The sequence below is a fragment of the Lutibacter aestuarii genome (assembly GCF_042676885.1).
GTDB classification, from domain to species: Bacteria; Bacteroidota; Bacteroidia; order Flavobacteriales; family Flavobacteriaceae; genus Lutibacter; species Lutibacter aestuarii.
Genome location: NZ_JBHTIC010000008.1, coordinates 626,453 through 639,699 on the forward strand (window position 1 = coordinate 626,453; position 13,247 = coordinate 639,699).

Genomic DNA, 13,247 nt, shown 5'->3' on the forward strand with positions numbered 1-13,247 from the left:
TTTGACTAGTATTTAAGTCAACGAAAGTAAAAAATCAAATGGTCTCCGCCAAAAAGTTTAAACACAAAAATGGATAATTTTAATATTGAAACCGCTCAAAATGTTACCATACAGCAAAACGTAGCTTCTTTAAGTACTCGTATTGGTGCATTCTTATTGGATATGTTTATTATTGCAGGTTACTATATAGTTATGTTATTAATTATTAATGCATTGGGGTTTATGCCTACTGAGTCTATTTACGTATTTTATACTTTATTGAGTTTACCAGTATTTTTTTATAGTTTATTTTTTGAAACTTTATTTAACGGACAAACACCCGGAAAATATATTTGTAAAATTAGAGTTACTAAATTAGATGGTTCAAAACCTACATTTAGTAGTTTCTTAATAAGATGGGTTTTAAGAATTATTGACATTACAATAGCTTCAGGATCAGTCGCTTTATTAACCATATTATTAAATGGCAAAGGACAACGTTTAGGCGATTTAGCTGCTGGAACTACCGTTATTTCAGAAAGAAAAAGTATTTCAATTAATGACACGCTTATTATGGAACTTCCCGATGAATATAAACCAACGTTTCCACAAGTAACTATGCTGTCAGATAACGATATTCAAACTATAAAAGAATTGTATTTAAAAGCCAAAAGAAATGGCAACCATAAAACCATTGTAAAAATTCATCAAAAAATTCTTGAAATTACAGACATTAATTCTGAATTGAAACCTATTGAATTGATTGATGTTGTATTAAAAGATTATAATTATTTCACACAACAAATGTAATGACACTATTTCAAATTTTTGATATTTTAGGAATTTTTGCCTTCGCAATTTCTGGATCTTTAGTTGCCATGCGTAAACGAATGGATCCTTTTGGAGTATTTATTATAGCTTTTGCAACCTCCGTTGGTGGCGGTACTTTAAGAGATCTTTTAATTGGTGCTCAACCTGTTTTTTGGATGAAAAACACCGATGTAATTTTCTTAATTATTACCGCTTATTTTATCGCTATTTTTTTTAGAAAAAAATTGAAGTACCTAAATAAATCACTCTTTTTATTTGATACAATTGGTTTAGGTTTATACACCATTATGGGAACTGAGATAGGCTTAAGTAACAACTTCCATCCTATTATAATTGTTGCTATAGCAACAATGTCTGCTTCATTTGGAGGTGTTATTAGAGATATTTTATGTAATGAAATTCCTGTAATTTTTAGAAAAGAAATTTATGCCACTGCTTGTGTATTAGGTTCCATAACTTTTTTAATTTTACATCATTTAGATTTTAATGAAACTATTATTTATATTTCTACATCGTCAATAATTATTACAGTGAGGCTTTTAGCTGTGAAATTTCATTGGTCTTTACCTACTTTTTATTCAAAAATATAAATGGATTTTAATTATTTTAATAATAATCTTTCTAAAATTTCAGCCAAGTTAATTGGTGGTTTAGAGGTGCAATTTAAATTAGCTCCAAAAATTCGTTTAAAATATTCTGAAGAAAAAATTAACGCTAAAAACCCCAAAAAAGCTGGAGTACTCGCTCTTTTCTATCCTAACAAATTTCAACAAACTCAATTTTTACTAACCTTAAGAGCAAACTATAATGGAACTCACTCATCACAAATTAGTTTCCCTGGAGGTAAATTTGATGAGAATGACCAAACTTTAAAAAATACAGCTTTAAGAGAAACTGAAGAAGAAGTAGGGATTAGAAGCTCTAAAATTACTGTTTTTAAGGAAATGACAGAGGTTTACATTCCGCCAAGTAATTTTTTAGTAACTCCTTATTTAGGTGTAATTTCTGAAACACCAACATTTACTAAAAATTATGAAGTTGAACAATTAATTGAAGTTTCACTTAAAGATTTATTAGACGATCAAAAGCTTTCTAAAACTACTTTATCAACTTCCTATGCTAAAAATATGGAGGTACCTTGCTTTAAATTAAACAATTACATTGTTTGGGGAGCAACTGCCATGATGCTAAGTGAAATCAAAGAGTTATTAAAAGAACTTTAAACTAAATTTTCTTAAATTTGTACTTCATTCAAAACCAAACCAACTAAATGCCGATTTTTAAGAGAAATCCGTTCGGACATATTTTATTTTTAAAAAAATGGCTCGTACGCATATTTGGAGTCATTTCACATGGACGTTACCGTAGATTTAACAAATTACAAATTGAAGGATCTGAAATTATTAGAGATCTTCCAGAAACCAATGTATTATTTGTTTCAAATCATCAAACTTATTTTGCAGATGTAGCAGCTATGTTTCACGTATTTAATGCTGCATTAAAAGGGCGTGTTGATTCATTAAAAAATATTGGTTACATATGGCAACCAAAATTAAATATCTATTTTATTGCAGCTTCTGAAACTATGAAATCAGGTTTATTACCTAAAATATTTGCTTATGCAGGATCTGTTTCTATTGATAGGACATGGAGAAGTGCAGGAAAAGAAGTTAACAGACAAGTAAAAATGTCTGACATTAGTAATATTAAAAAAGCATTAGATGATGGTTGGGTAATTACATTTCCTCAAGGAACAACGAAACCATTTAAACCAATTAGAAGAGGTACTGCCCATATTATAAAAACCTATAAACCAGTTGTAGTACCCATAGTAATTGATGGCTTTAGACGTTCTTTTGATAAAAAAGGATTAATTATAAAGAAAAGAAATATTTTACAATCTATGGTTATTAAACCACCTATGGAAATTGATTATGAAAATGAAACTGTTGATGAAATTGTAAAAAGAATAGAATTTGAAATTGAACAACATCCTTCGTTTTTAAAAGTAGTACCTGTTGAAGAGTACGCACGTCAAGAAGAAGAATTAAACAAAAAAAGAAAATTCTGGGATTTGTATTAAAAAAAGCCGTTTAATTAAACGGCTTTTTTTATTTAGCTTATTGTAGCCAAGCGTTTAACATCCAAATTGTTTTTTCTTGTTCCGCAATAAAATCACTCATCATAGAGTTGGTCCCTTCATCATTAGCCTCTCCCGAAGCTTCTAAAATAATTCTTTCAATTTTCAGTAATTCTGATAATGAGGTAACTACCAACTGAACAGCTTCAACATCATTAGTTACATTTTTACCTACAGGTACTTTTGCCAATTCTGTATAATCATTAAAAGTATGTAGTGGAGTACCTCCTAATGTTAAAATACGCTCTGCAATCAAATCTATTTTTTCTTGTGAGTCTGTATAAAACTCTTCAAATTTAACATGTAATTCAAAAAAAGATTTTCCTTTAATATTCCAATGTAACCCTCTTAAATTTTGATAATACACTTGAAAATTTGCTAATAAACCGTTTAAATCTTTTGCTAAACTTTCAGTTTCCTTTTTATCTAATCCAATAATTGTTGTATTCATAATATAGTTATTTTTTTGATTTAATTTCTAATACAAATATCTTCAAAAAAACTCTTAAAATATGATAATTATTATTGATAGTTTTAATATCTTTATCATAAATATTTATAACTATGACCATTACTCAATTAAAATATGTTTTAGCGGTTGCAGAATATCAAAATTTTACTGTAGCATCTGAACATTGTTTTGTTACCCAACCTACGTTGAGTATGCAAATACAAAAATTAGAAGAAGAACTAGAAACTCAAATTTTTAATAGAAAAAAGAAACCAATTCAACTTACTGAAGTTGGTGAAAAAATAATTGAACAAGCTAAAATAATTGTTGATGAAAGTAACCGAATTAATGATATAGTAGATCAACAAAAAGGGTTTATTGGTGGGGACTTTAGGTTAGGTATTATTCCAACTATTATGCCTACACTACTTCCTTTATTTTTAAAAGTTTTTATAAAAAAATACCCTAAAGTAAATTTAAAAATTGAAGAACTCACAACCGAAGAAATTGTAAAAAAATTAGTTGATGGACATATTGATGTTGCCATTGCAGCAACCCCTTTAGAAAATGAAGCTATCAAAGAACGTGTTTTATATTACGAACCATTTGTTGGTTTTGTACCAAAAGAACATCGGCTTTTTAAAAATGACACCTTAGATGTAGAAAATTTAGAAATTGATGATATTCTACTTTTGGAAGATGGGCATTGTTTTAAAGAAAGTATTTTAAACCTATGTAGTACCTTTGGTAACAAAAATCAACATTTTCAACTACATAGTGGAAGCTTTGATACTTTAATAAAGTTATCTAAAGAAGGGTTAGGGATGACCTTACTTCCATATCTTCAAACATTAGATGTAAACACCAATGATCAAGTTTATTTAAAAGAATTTAAAGAGCCTGTTCCGGCAAGAGAAGTAAGCATCATCTATCACAAATCTCAATTGAAAATTCATTTAATTGAAACTTTAAAAAGTGTAATAGATAGCGTAATTAGAGGTGTAATTGCCTTTAATGATGTTAAAATTATAAGCCCTATCCAAAAAAGAAAAGGAGCCTAAGGCTCCTTTTCTTTAATTTCTTTCTACTAAAGCTAAACATCTATGTAACTCTGGTTTATTTGAGGTGAATTCTTTTAGCCAAAAATATAATTCTTTTATTTCATAGGGTAATAATCTGTTAACTGCTTTTTCTAATTCTTTTTTAAACAATTCTGTGTTAAAGCTAACTTTTTCGAGTACAGTTTTAGTGTACTCAAACATTGCTCTTGCCATAGATTAAAATTTTTTAGTTGGTTAAAAATAAGAACGTATTTATTGGTTAATTATTGTACCAATTTACAAAAAAAAAATATATTTTAAAATAGTCTTAAATAAATATATTTAACGATTATAATTTATTTACTTTTTCTATCAAAGCATCTGCTTTAGCGTGTAATTCTTTTTCTACTGATTTAAAATGTGCTTTTTTATTTTCCACATCTTTTTTATGAACCATATCAATCATACTATCAAATGCTTCAATAGCTTCTTCTATAATTGCTTCAGAAGCTTTGGTATCAGCTTTTGGATTTAATAATTCCCAAGTGTAGCACTCTTCAATAATATCTCCTAAAACGTAATTAATATCTTTTTTTAAATTTTTTATACTTGCCATAATTATTGAATTTATTAATAAGTGCAAATTTACAAGATTTTAATGATTAAATAATTATTTTATCAATAATGTTTATTAATTAAAATAATTGATTATTTTTGGTTCAATTATGAAAGCAAATTTAGGCATACAATCAATTATTAAAACAGTCATTAAGGATCTGCGCTCCTTAATTTCGTTTGTGTGTATTACCTATACCATGTGTATTTTAAAACAACAAGGCAAAACCACTAAAGGCACTTTCAGTTATTATGAATAATATTTAACATAAATTATATAATATTTAAAAGGTGCTTTTTTCAAAAAGCACCTTTTTTTATATCAAAATTATTAATTAAAAAACAACTATTATGAAACATGTAATCTTAATGCAACAAGTCTATTTAACTATTTCAACGCTTTGTAAACAATTATTATCAAAAAGAAATAGACACATACCTATACCCTTAATAATACATCACTAAAAATTTGAAAATGAAAACTATTGAAAACACATACCCTAGCCCTAAAAAATATTTTACAGTTACTAAAAAAGACATTAATAATAACAATGCACTATTAACCAATGTACTTTATAATGAAATGGAAAATTTTGTAAAAAATATAATTGTTTCACATAAAGAAACAGTTGTTCCAACTCCAAAACTTTATAAATTACAAGTATTAAAAAATGCATTTTTAAATGATAAATTGCTTCTTAAATCTCAAATCATCAAATACAACACTTCTGAGCTACATTTGTTAACAAAAGTAATGCTTCATTCTAATACTAATGATACCATTTGTAAGGCAGTTTTTAAATTTCCTTTAATTACTCCCAATGTAATGGCTTCCTAAAAAAAAGAACAATAAGGTTAAATTTAGCCTTATTGTTCTTTTAGTTTTTTAAGAGCTATTTCTATATGTTTTTCTGCTTCAAACTGATTGTTAAAAATATAATCAACTCTTCCTTTTTTATTTATTATATAAGTAACTCTTCCAGGTAAAATAAACATACTTTTAGGAACTCCAAACAGTTTTCTAATAACATTATTAGTATCTGCTAATAAAGTAAATGGCAAATTATATTTTTCTTCAAATTTTTTGTGAGAATGAACACTATCACTACTAATTCCAATAACTAACGCATTTAAATCTGAAAATAATTCAAAATCATCTCTAAACTTACAAGCTTCTTTAGTGCATCCTGGGGTATCATCTTTTGGATAAAAATAAATCACTATTGGTCTATTTAGTTTATTGTTAACTGTAAATTTATTTCCATTTTGATCCAATAATGTAAATGATGGAACTACATCTCCAATCTCAATTTTTTCCATTGTAGTATCTGTTATTTTCTTTAAAAGAATGAAAATTCCAATTAAAATTAAACCTATAAAAATTACTTTTTTCATGCTAAACTTTTAAACAAATATCATTTAAAATATTTAATTGGTTAATTTTGTCAAGTAAAAAGAGTACAACTGATGAAAAATTTTATTGAAAATTTACCTAAAGCAGAATTGCATTTGCATATTGAAGGGTCTTTTGAACCTGAACTAATGTTTAAAATTGCTAAAAGAAATAATATCAAAATTCCCTATGATACAGTAGCCGAAATTGAAGAAGCTTATAAATTTAATTGCTTACAGGATTTTTTAGATATTTATTATCAAGGTGCAGGCGTGCTAACCTCCGAACAAGATTTTTATGATTTAACTTATAGTTATCTGCAAAAATGTGCCAACCAAAATGTAAGGCATACTGAGATAATGTTTGATCCACAAACTCATACAGAACGTGGTATTCCATTTGAAGTTGTGATTAATGGAATTTCCAAAGCTTGTAAAGATGCCGAAGAAAAATTAAACATTTCATCATTTTTAATTATGAGCTATTTGCGCCATTTAAGCGAAGAAGATGCTTTTAAAACATTAAAAGAATCACTTCCTTTTAAATCTAAAATTAAAGCAATTGGCCTAGACTCCTCTGAAAAAGGAAATCCACCTTCAAAATTTAAAAATGTTTATAAAGCCTCAGTAAAAGAAGGTTATATACCAGTTGCCCATGCCGGAGAAGAAGGTAATGCCGATTATATTTGGGAAGCTATAGATATTTTAGGAATAAAACGTATTGACCACGGAAATAATTCTTTACAAGATGAAACTTTAGTCAAAGAAATCGTAAAACGAAATTTGGCTTTAACTGTATGCCCACTTTCTAACACCGCATTACAAGTAGTTGATGATTTGAAAAATCATCCTTTAAAAAAAATGATGGAGTTAGGATTAAAAGTTACCATAAACTCTGATGATCCAGCCTATTTTGGAGGACAAGTAAACAAAAATTATATTGAAATTCAAAAAGCCTTAAATTTAACAAAGTCAGATATTTATGAGTTAGCAAAAAACTCTTTTAACTATTCTTTATTAGAAGATGAAAAAAAACAACAATATTTAAACGAATTAGAAGTTTATTACACAAACAATAAGTAAAATTTAAGCTCGTTATTAAACAAAAACTAACCAATATATGTTAAAAAAATTAATTTTAGCTTTCACTGCATTTTTAATAACTACAACAGTATTTAGCCAAACTACAAAGAGATTTATTGATACAGGTTCTGTAAAAAATCAGTTTGATTATTTAATTGATGAATCCAATAAATACCAAGATTATAAAGTTGTTAAATACAATTGGTTGGTGAAATTAAAGTCTAATGTTTCTGATTCTTTGTCAGCTTCCAAAAAAGAAATTATTTCAAATTATAATTCTATACAAGCACAAAAGAAAACTATTGATAGTTTAATGGCAGCCGTTAATACTTCTACAAATCAAATTACTTCATTAAATACCCAAATTGAAAGTATTTCATTGTTTGGAATTCAGTTTAAAAAAGATACATTTAAAACTATCTTTTTTGTAATTATTGGAATTTTAGCAATTTTACTTCTCTTCTTTATTACTAAATATAAACATGGTTTTAGTATTATTAAAGAAACTAAACTCTCTTTAAAAGAACTTGAAGATGAATATGAAAATCATAGAAAAAGGGCATTAGAACGTGAACAAAAAGTTATGAGAAAACTTCAAGATGAGTTAAATAAGAATAAAAAAGATTAAAACTCATCTGTTAATTTTACAAAAAATAGTAACTTGTAGTTTTATAAAGTAATTAATTTAATTTTTTGCACTATGAAAAAAAATATTGGAAACGCCGATAAATTATTAAGAATCCTATTTGCTATAGCAATTATCGTCTTATATTACACCAATGTTATATCTGGTATGCTAGCTATTATACTTATGACTGTTGGTATTATTTTATTAGTAACCGTCTTAGCTAATTTTTGCCCACTATATACAATTTTTGGAATAAACACAGGAAATTCTTCCAAAAAATAAGGGTATTTGATAAAGATGGTTATTTATTATTCGCCCGAATAAGTAACATAATTTCTAGGAGTTTCATAAAGTGTTACTGTCAATTCCAACTTCGTATCTATTTTAGATCTAAGCTTGTTGTAAATAACTACTGCTATATTTTCGGCTGTTGGATTTAAAGTTTTAAATTCAGAAACTTCTTCATTTAAATTTTTATGATCTAATTTTTCCTCTATTTCAGTTTCAATCAAATGTTTTAATACCTTCATGTCCATCACAAAACCTGTTTCTGGATGAATTTCACCTTTTACAGAAACTATTAATTCATAATTATGCCCATGATAATGTGGATTTGAGCATTTTCCGAAAACTGTTGCATTACGTGCATCAGACCATTCACCATTATACAATCGGTGTGCAGCATTAAAGTGTGCTTTTCTATGTACAGTAACTTTCATGGATTAATGAATTATAAAATCGTAAAATTTTTCAAAAATAATTTTAAACCACTCCGTATATAATGCTGGTTGATGTTGTATGTCATTTTTTACAGCTTCTAAAGTCATCCATTTATAGCTCTCTACCTCTTCTTTATTTAGAATTGGATTTTCATTATAATAGCCAACCATAATATGATCTAGCTCATGCTCAGTTAAACCATTATCAAATGGGGCTTTATAAATAAATGATGTTTTTTCTTCTAACTCACAAACAAAACCCATTTCCTCTTGTAATCTCCTTTTTCCAGCTTCTAGATTACTTTCCCCATCTCGTTGATGACTGCAGCAAGTATTGGTCCACAACAATGGTGAATGATATTTATCAGCAGCCCTTTGTTGTAAAAGAAGTTCATTTTTATCATTAAAAATAAAAACTGAAAAAGCGCGATGTAATAAGGCTTTTTCATGGGCTTCCATCTTAGGCATTAAACCAATTTTTTCGTCTTTTTCATTTACTAAAATAACTTGTTCTTCTCTCATTTTTTTATTTTAACTGCTACAAATTTACAATATTTAACTATGGTAAAGAAATAATTTTACAAAGCTATAAATAGCTAATTATCAGCTTATTATAAATATTTAACAAAACTTTATAAAAGATTAACATTTTATGTGTTGCAACATCTATTGTTTAAACTTATATTTGCGGTAGAAATGAAAGTTATTACAAAGTTTCATTTTTAATTTAATAAACCTTTTAACAAGGCTTAATTAATGTTCTTTTTTAAATAGGATTGTGTAAAATAGACTTTACAGTTGAAAATTACACAGTCTTTTTTTTATTTTTGTTTATATTAGTAATGTTTAAAATATCTTTATTATAAGTATGCATAAAAATGAGTTTGTAAAAGCTAGACTTAATATACATTATACCCACAATCAATTAAAACAACATTTAGAGAAAGAGTTAAAACCCTTAGATTTACCCTTAAATCAATTTTCAGTTTTAAATATTTTAAAAGAAGCTTATCCAAATTGTAGCTCCGTTAATTGTATAAAAGAAAAAATGATTGACAAAAATTCTGATGTAAGCAGGCTTGTAGATAGGTTATTGAATAAAAAACTAGTTATAAGAAAAGAATGCAAAACAGATCGTAGGCAAAAAGAAATTCAAATTAGTCAGCTTGGAATAAAATTAATTGAAAAAATTGGCTGCCAAGAAAAACTTTTAAGCACTAAAATAAACCATCTATCCTTAGAAGAAGTCACTCAACTAAATCAACTTTTAGAAAAAATTAAAGAATAACATTTCCATTTCTACAAATTGGCTATTCACCCATTTAAGGTTATATTTGCGCACAAATTTTGATAGATGAGTTTTTTAAAAGAAATACAACGCAGACGTACCTTTGGTATAATATCACATCCCGATGCTGGTAAAACCACTTTGACTGAAAAATTATTATTATTTGGAGGCGCTATACAAGAAGCTGGAGCTGTAAAAAATAATAAAATAAAAAAAGGTGCAACTTCCGATTTTATGGAAATTGAGCGTCAACGTGGTATTTCTGTTGCTACCTCCGTTTTAGCTTTTATTTATAAAGATAAAAAAATCAATATTTTAGATACTCCTGGACATAAAGATTTTGCTGAAGATACATTTAGAACTTTAACTGCAGTAGATAGTGTAATTGTAGTTATTGATGTTGCTAAAGGTGTAGAAGAACAAACTGAAAAATTAGTTGAAGTTTGTAGAATGCGTAAAATTCCAATGATAGTTTTTATCAATAAATTAGATAGAGAAGGTAAAGATGCTTTTGACTTGTTAGATGAAGTTGAACAAAAATTAGGCTTAAAAGTTACTCCTTTAAGTTTTCCTATAGGTATGGGATACGATTTTAAAGGAATTTATAATATTTATGAAAAAAAACTGAATCTTTTTTCAGCAGAAAATAAACAAACCGTTTCTAAAGGCATTGAATTTACAGATATTTCTACCCCTGAGTTAGATGAAATTATTGGAACAAAACCTGCAGAAACATTACGTGAAGAATTGGAATTAGTTTCAGAAGTATACCCAACTTTTAATAAAGAAGAATACCTAAATGGTGAAATTCAACCTGTATTTTTTGGGTCAGCATTAAATAATTTTGGTGTTAAAGAATTGCTTGACTGTTTTATTGAAATTGCTCCATCACCTCAACCAAAAAAATCTGAAGAACGGTTGGTCGATTCTAAAGAAGAAAAGTTAACTGGTTTTGTTTTTAAAATTCATGCGAATATGGATCCAAACCATAGAAACCGTTTAGCATTTATCAAAATTGTTTCTGGAATTTTTAAAAGAAATGCTCCTTACCTACACGTTCGTTTAAATAAAAAAATGAAATTCTCGAGTCCAAATGCATTTTTTGCTGAGAAAAAAGAAATTGTTGATGAATCTTACCCTGGAGATATTGTAGGTATTCAGGATACTGGAAATTTTAAAATTGGAGACACACTTACAGAAGGTGAGTTATTAAACTTTAAAGGAATTCCTAGTTTTTCGCCTGAACATTTTCGTTATGTTAACAATGCAGACCCATTAAAATCAAAACAATTATATAAAGGATTAGATCAACTAATGGATGAAGGTGTAGCACAATTATTTACACTTGATTTAAATGGACGAAAAGTAATTGGTACTGTTGGAGCATTACAATATGAGGTTATTCAATACCGTTTAGAACATGAATACGGTGCCAAATGTAGTTATGAAAATTTACCCGTACATAAAGCTTGTTGGGTTGAGCCTGAAGACCCCAAGAATGAAGAATTTAAAGAATTTAAACGTGTAAAACAACGTTTTTTAGCTAAAGACAAACAAGGCCAATTAGTATTTTTAGCAGATAGTGCTTTTACTATTCAAATGACACAAAGTAAATTTCCATCTGTTAAATTACATTTTACTAGCGAATTTTAACTTATAAAAAAACTCCAATTTGGTTGGAGTATTTTTATTATTGAATTGCTCTTATAACATCATGTTTGGTGATAATATGAAATTTATCATTTCCTAGATCTACCAAAACAGCGCTATTTTCTCTGTTAATTAATTTTGAAATTTTATCAATTGAAGTAGTGCTTTTTACTATAGGAAATGCAGCTCTCATTACCTCTTTAATGGGTTTGTTTGCAATATCTTTATCATCAAAATACAAACGGAACAAATCCCCTTCATCAACAGAGCCTACAAATCCATTAACATCAGTTACTGGAATTTGTGAAATATTATTTAAACGCATACGCTCAATCGCATGAGAAACTAACTCTTCTGTTTTAACTGTAATTAAAGGCGAATTTATGCGATCTTGTATTAAATCAATAGCAATCATTTTTTCCTCCTCTAAAAAACCACGTTCTCTCATCCAATCGTCGTTGTACATTTTACCAACATACCTGCTTCCATGGTCATGAAATAATACAACAACTACATCATCCTTAGAAAAATGCTTTTTTAATTGTAACAACCCTTTAACGGCTGAACCAGCCGAATTACCACAAAAAATCCCTTCCTCTTTGGCTAGTTTTCTAGTATATACTGCACCATCTTTATCCGTTACTTTAGTAAAGCCATTAATAACACTAAAATCCACATTTTTTGGTAATATATCTTCACCTATACCTTCGGTAATGTATGGATATATTTCATTTTCATCAAATATACCAGTTTCATGGTATTTCTTAAAAACTGATCCATAGGTATCAATTCCCCAAATTTTAATAGCTGGATTTTTTTCTTTCAAGTACTTTCCAATGCCTGAAATAGTACCTCCTGTACCAACTCCAACCACAAAATGAGTTATTTTTCCTTCAGTTTGTTCCCAAATTTCAGGTCCGGTTTGTTCATAATGTGCTAAAGCATTAGATGGATTATCATATTGATTTACATACCAAGAGTTAGGAGTTTCGGTAGCTAGTCTTTTGGATACTGAATAATAAGAACGAGGATCTTCAGGTTCAACATTAGTTGGACAAACTACAACTTCAGAGCCAACAGCTCTTAATATATCCATTTTTTCTTTGGATTGTTTATCGCTAATTACACATATTAACTTATAACCTTTAACTATCGCAGCTAAGGCTAATCCCATACCTGTGTTACCAGAGGTTCCTTCTATAATAGTTCCACCTGGTTTTAACAATCCTTTGGCTTCTGCATCTTCAATTAATTTTACAGCCATTCTATCTTTAGCAGAATTACCTGGATTAAATGTTTCAACTTTGGCTAGTACTAAAGCATCAATATCTTTAACTACTTTGTTTAATTTCACCAAAGGTGTATTGCCTATAGTTTCTAATATATTTTTTGAGTATTTCATTTTTTTAGTTTAGCAATACAAAGGTACAA

The 13,247-nt window shown here is 28.0% G+C and carries 18 protein-coding genes; 11 read left to right on the forward strand and 7 right to left on the reverse strand.

What is annotated here, in order from left to right; translation table 11 throughout:
• The first annotated feature begins 69 nt into the window (after positions 1–69).
• From ACFQZW_RS10385 to ACFQZW_RS10400, 4 genes are read left to right on the forward strand one after another with little or no spacing between them, the layout of a single operon-like run.
• A complete protein-coding gene (locus ACFQZW_RS10385; protein ID WP_298263156.1) occupies positions 70–789 on the forward strand; it encodes an RDD family protein in 720 nt (239 codons plus the stop codon).
• Entirely contained in the window at positions 789–1,400 is a 612-nt protein-coding gene (locus tag ACFQZW_RS10390; protein ID WP_298263157.1) for a trimeric intracellular cation channel family protein, read from the forward strand. The genes ACFQZW_RS10385 and ACFQZW_RS10390 overlap by 1 nt, the downstream gene beginning before the upstream one ends.
• Positions 1,401–2,033 (forward strand): NUDIX hydrolase, encoded by a 633-nt coding sequence (locus ACFQZW_RS10395; protein WP_386782843.1) that lies wholly within the window; start codon positions 1,401–1,403, stop codon positions 2,031–2,033. It begins immediately after the preceding gene.
• Positions 2,034–2,080: 47 nt separating this feature from the next.
• The gene (locus ACFQZW_RS10400) at positions 2,081–2,893 is read left to right on the forward strand and encodes a lysophospholipid acyltransferase family protein (protein WP_298263159.1); all 813 of its coding nucleotides are present in this window, start codon (positions 2,081–2,083) and stop codon (positions 2,891–2,893) included.
• A 37-nt stretch (positions 2,894–2,930) separates the two neighbouring features.
• On the opposite strand, the gene ACFQZW_RS10405 is transcribed toward ACFQZW_RS10400, so the two are convergent.
• Entirely contained in the window at positions 2,931–3,401 is a 471-nt protein-coding gene (locus ACFQZW_RS10405) for a Dps family protein (protein WP_298263160.1), read from the reverse strand.
• Positions 3,402–3,514: 113 nt separating this feature from the next.
• Here ACFQZW_RS10405 and ACFQZW_RS10410 point away from each other — a divergent pair, with 113 nt between their 5' ends.
• Positions 3,515–4,462, forward strand: a complete 948-nt coding sequence (locus ACFQZW_RS10410) for a hydrogen peroxide-inducible genes activator (protein WP_298263161.1) — start codon at positions 3,515–3,517, stop codon at positions 4,460–4,462.
• 12 nt (positions 4,463–4,474) lie between these two features.
• Here ACFQZW_RS10410 and ACFQZW_RS10415 read toward each other — a convergent pair whose 3' ends face one another.
• Together ACFQZW_RS10415 and ACFQZW_RS10420 are read right to left on the reverse strand one after the other, a co-directional pair.
• Entirely contained in the window at positions 4,475–4,675 is a 201-nt protein-coding gene (locus tag ACFQZW_RS10415) for a hypothetical protein (protein WP_298263162.1), read from the reverse strand.
• A gap of 115 nt (positions 4,676–4,790) precedes the next feature.
• Positions 4,791–5,057: a hypothetical protein gene (locus ACFQZW_RS10420; RefSeq protein ID WP_298263163.1), complete on the reverse strand. Its 267-nt coding sequence runs from the start codon at positions 5,055–5,057 to the stop codon at positions 4,791–4,793.
• Positions 5,058–5,531: 474 nt separating this feature from the next.
• Here ACFQZW_RS10420 and ACFQZW_RS10425 point away from each other — a divergent pair, with 474 nt between their 5' ends.
• The gene (locus tag ACFQZW_RS10425) at positions 5,532–5,894 is read left to right on the forward strand and encodes a hypothetical protein (RefSeq protein WP_298263164.1); all 363 of its coding nucleotides are present in this window, start codon (positions 5,532–5,534) and stop codon (positions 5,892–5,894) included.
• A gap of 29 nt (positions 5,895–5,923) precedes the next feature.
• Here the strand turns inward: ACFQZW_RS10425 and ACFQZW_RS10430 are convergent, their stop codons facing one another.
• Positions 5,924–6,451: a peroxiredoxin gene (locus tag ACFQZW_RS10430; protein ID WP_367181319.1), complete on the reverse strand. Its 528-nt coding sequence runs from the start codon at positions 6,449–6,451 to the stop codon at positions 5,924–5,926.
• A 72-nt stretch (positions 6,452–6,523) separates the two neighbouring features.
• Between ACFQZW_RS10430 and ACFQZW_RS10435 the strand changes: the two genes are divergently transcribed.
• The 3 genes from ACFQZW_RS10435 (at position 6,524) to ACFQZW_RS10445 (ending at position 8,441) form a co-directional block, all read left to right on the forward strand.
• On the forward strand, positions 6,524–7,531 hold the full coding sequence (locus tag ACFQZW_RS10435) for an adenosine deaminase (RefSeq protein ID WP_298263165.1): 1,008 nt from the start codon (positions 6,524–6,526) through the stop codon (positions 7,529–7,531).
• A 37-nt stretch (positions 7,532–7,568) separates the two neighbouring features.
• On the forward strand, positions 7,569–8,159 hold the full coding sequence (locus ACFQZW_RS10440) for a hypothetical protein (protein WP_298263166.1): 591 nt from the start codon (positions 7,569–7,571) through the stop codon (positions 8,157–8,159).
• Positions 8,160–8,231: 72 nt separating this feature from the next.
• On the forward strand, positions 8,232–8,441 hold the full coding sequence (locus tag ACFQZW_RS10445) for a YgaP family membrane protein (protein WP_386782850.1): 210 nt from the start codon (positions 8,232–8,234) through the stop codon (positions 8,439–8,441).
• A gap of 26 nt (positions 8,442–8,467) precedes the next feature.
• Here the strand turns inward: ACFQZW_RS10445 and ACFQZW_RS10450 are convergent, their stop codons facing one another.
• Together ACFQZW_RS10450 and idi are read right to left on the reverse strand one after the other, a co-directional pair.
• Positions 8,468–8,878 carry a 6-pyruvoyl trahydropterin synthase family protein gene (locus ACFQZW_RS10450; protein WP_298286544.1) on the reverse strand — a complete coding sequence of 137 codons (411 nt, stop codon included), beginning with the start codon at positions 8,876–8,878 and terminating at the stop codon, positions 8,468–8,470.
• Positions 8,879–8,881: 3 nt separating this feature from the next.
• The gene (gene idi / locus ACFQZW_RS10455; protein WP_298263169.1) at positions 8,882–9,400 is read right to left on the reverse strand and encodes an isopentenyl-diphosphate Delta-isomerase; all 519 of its coding nucleotides are present in this window, start codon (positions 9,398–9,400) and stop codon (positions 8,882–8,884) included.
• 346 nt (positions 9,401–9,746) lie between these two features.
• Between idi and ACFQZW_RS10460 the strand changes: the two genes are divergently transcribed.
• Together ACFQZW_RS10460 and ACFQZW_RS10465 are read left to right on the forward strand one after the other, a co-directional pair.
• Positions 9,747–10,166 (forward strand): MarR family winged helix-turn-helix transcriptional regulator, encoded by a 420-nt coding sequence (locus ACFQZW_RS10460; RefSeq protein WP_298263170.1) that lies wholly within the window; start codon positions 9,747–9,749, stop codon positions 10,164–10,166.
• Between the two features lie 66 nt (positions 10,167–10,232).
• The gene (locus tag ACFQZW_RS10465; protein WP_298286546.1) at positions 10,233–11,819 is read left to right on the forward strand and encodes a peptide chain release factor 3; all 1,587 of its coding nucleotides are present in this window, start codon (positions 10,233–10,235) and stop codon (positions 11,817–11,819) included.
• 37 nt (positions 11,820–11,856) lie between these two features.
• On the opposite strand, the gene ACFQZW_RS10470 is transcribed toward ACFQZW_RS10465, so the two are convergent.
• On the reverse strand, positions 11,857–13,218 hold the full coding sequence (locus tag ACFQZW_RS10470) for a pyridoxal-phosphate dependent enzyme (RefSeq protein WP_298263172.1): 1,362 nt from the start codon (positions 13,216–13,218) through the stop codon (positions 11,857–11,859).
• Positions 13,219–13,247: the final 29 nt, after the last annotated feature.

Coding starts and splice junctions, on each gene's coding strand:
- ACFQZW_RS10410 (WP_298263161.1), top strand. CDS start 3,515: ATGACCATTACTCAATTAAAATATGTTTTAGCGGTTGCAGAATATCAA.
- ACFQZW_RS10435 (WP_298263165.1), top strand. CDS start 6,524: ATGAAAAATTTTATTGAAAATTTACCTAAAGCAGAATTGCATTTGCAT.
- ACFQZW_RS10460 (WP_298263170.1), top strand. CDS start 9,747: ATGCATAAAAATGAGTTTGTAAAAGCTAGACTTAATATACATTATACC.
- ACFQZW_RS10405 (WP_298263160.1), bottom strand. CDS start 3,401: ATGAATACAACAATTATTGGATTAGATAAAAAGGAAACTGAAAGTTTA.
- ACFQZW_RS10440 (WP_298263166.1), top strand. CDS start 7,569: ATGTTAAAAAAATTAATTTTAGCTTTCACTGCATTTTTAATAACTACA.
- ACFQZW_RS10395 (WP_386782843.1), top strand. CDS start 1,401: ATGGATTTTAATTATTTTAATAATAATCTTTCTAAAATTTCAGCCAAG.
- ACFQZW_RS10465 (WP_298286546.1), top strand. CDS start 10,233: ATGAGTTTTTTAAAAGAAATACAACGCAGACGTACCTTTGGTATAATA.
- ACFQZW_RS10415 (WP_298263162.1), bottom strand. CDS start 4,675: ATGGCAAGAGCAATGTTTGAGTACACTAAAACTGTACTCGAAAAAGTT.
- ACFQZW_RS10385 (WP_298263156.1), top strand. CDS start 70: ATGGATAATTTTAATATTGAAACCGCTCAAAATGTTACCATACAGCAA.
- idi (WP_298263169.1), bottom strand. CDS start 9,400: ATGAGAGAAGAACAAGTTATTTTAGTAAATGAAAAAGACGAAAAAATT.
- ACFQZW_RS10430 (WP_367181319.1), bottom strand. CDS start 6,451: ATGAAAAAAGTAATTTTTATAGGTTTAATTTTAATTGGAATTTTCATT.
- ACFQZW_RS10450 (WP_298286544.1), bottom strand. CDS start 8,878: ATGAAAGTTACTGTACATAGAAAAGCACACTTTAATGCTGCACACCGA.
- ACFQZW_RS10390 (WP_298263157.1), top strand. CDS start 789: ATGACACTATTTCAAATTTTTGATATTTTAGGAATTTTTGCCTTCGCA.
- ACFQZW_RS10400 (WP_298263159.1), top strand. CDS start 2,081: ATGCCGATTTTTAAGAGAAATCCGTTCGGACATATTTTATTTTTAAAA.
- ACFQZW_RS10445 (WP_386782850.1), top strand. CDS start 8,232: ATGAAAAAAAATATTGGAAACGCCGATAAATTATTAAGAATCCTATTT.
- ACFQZW_RS10470 (WP_298263172.1), bottom strand. CDS start 13,218: ATGAAATACTCAAAAAATATATTAGAAACTATAGGCAATACACCTTTG.
- ACFQZW_RS10420 (WP_298263163.1), bottom strand. CDS start 5,057: ATGGCAAGTATAAAAAATTTAAAAAAAGATATTAATTACGTTTTAGGA.
- ACFQZW_RS10425 (WP_298263164.1), top strand. CDS start 5,532: ATGAAAACTATTGAAAACACATACCCTAGCCCTAAAAAATATTTTACA.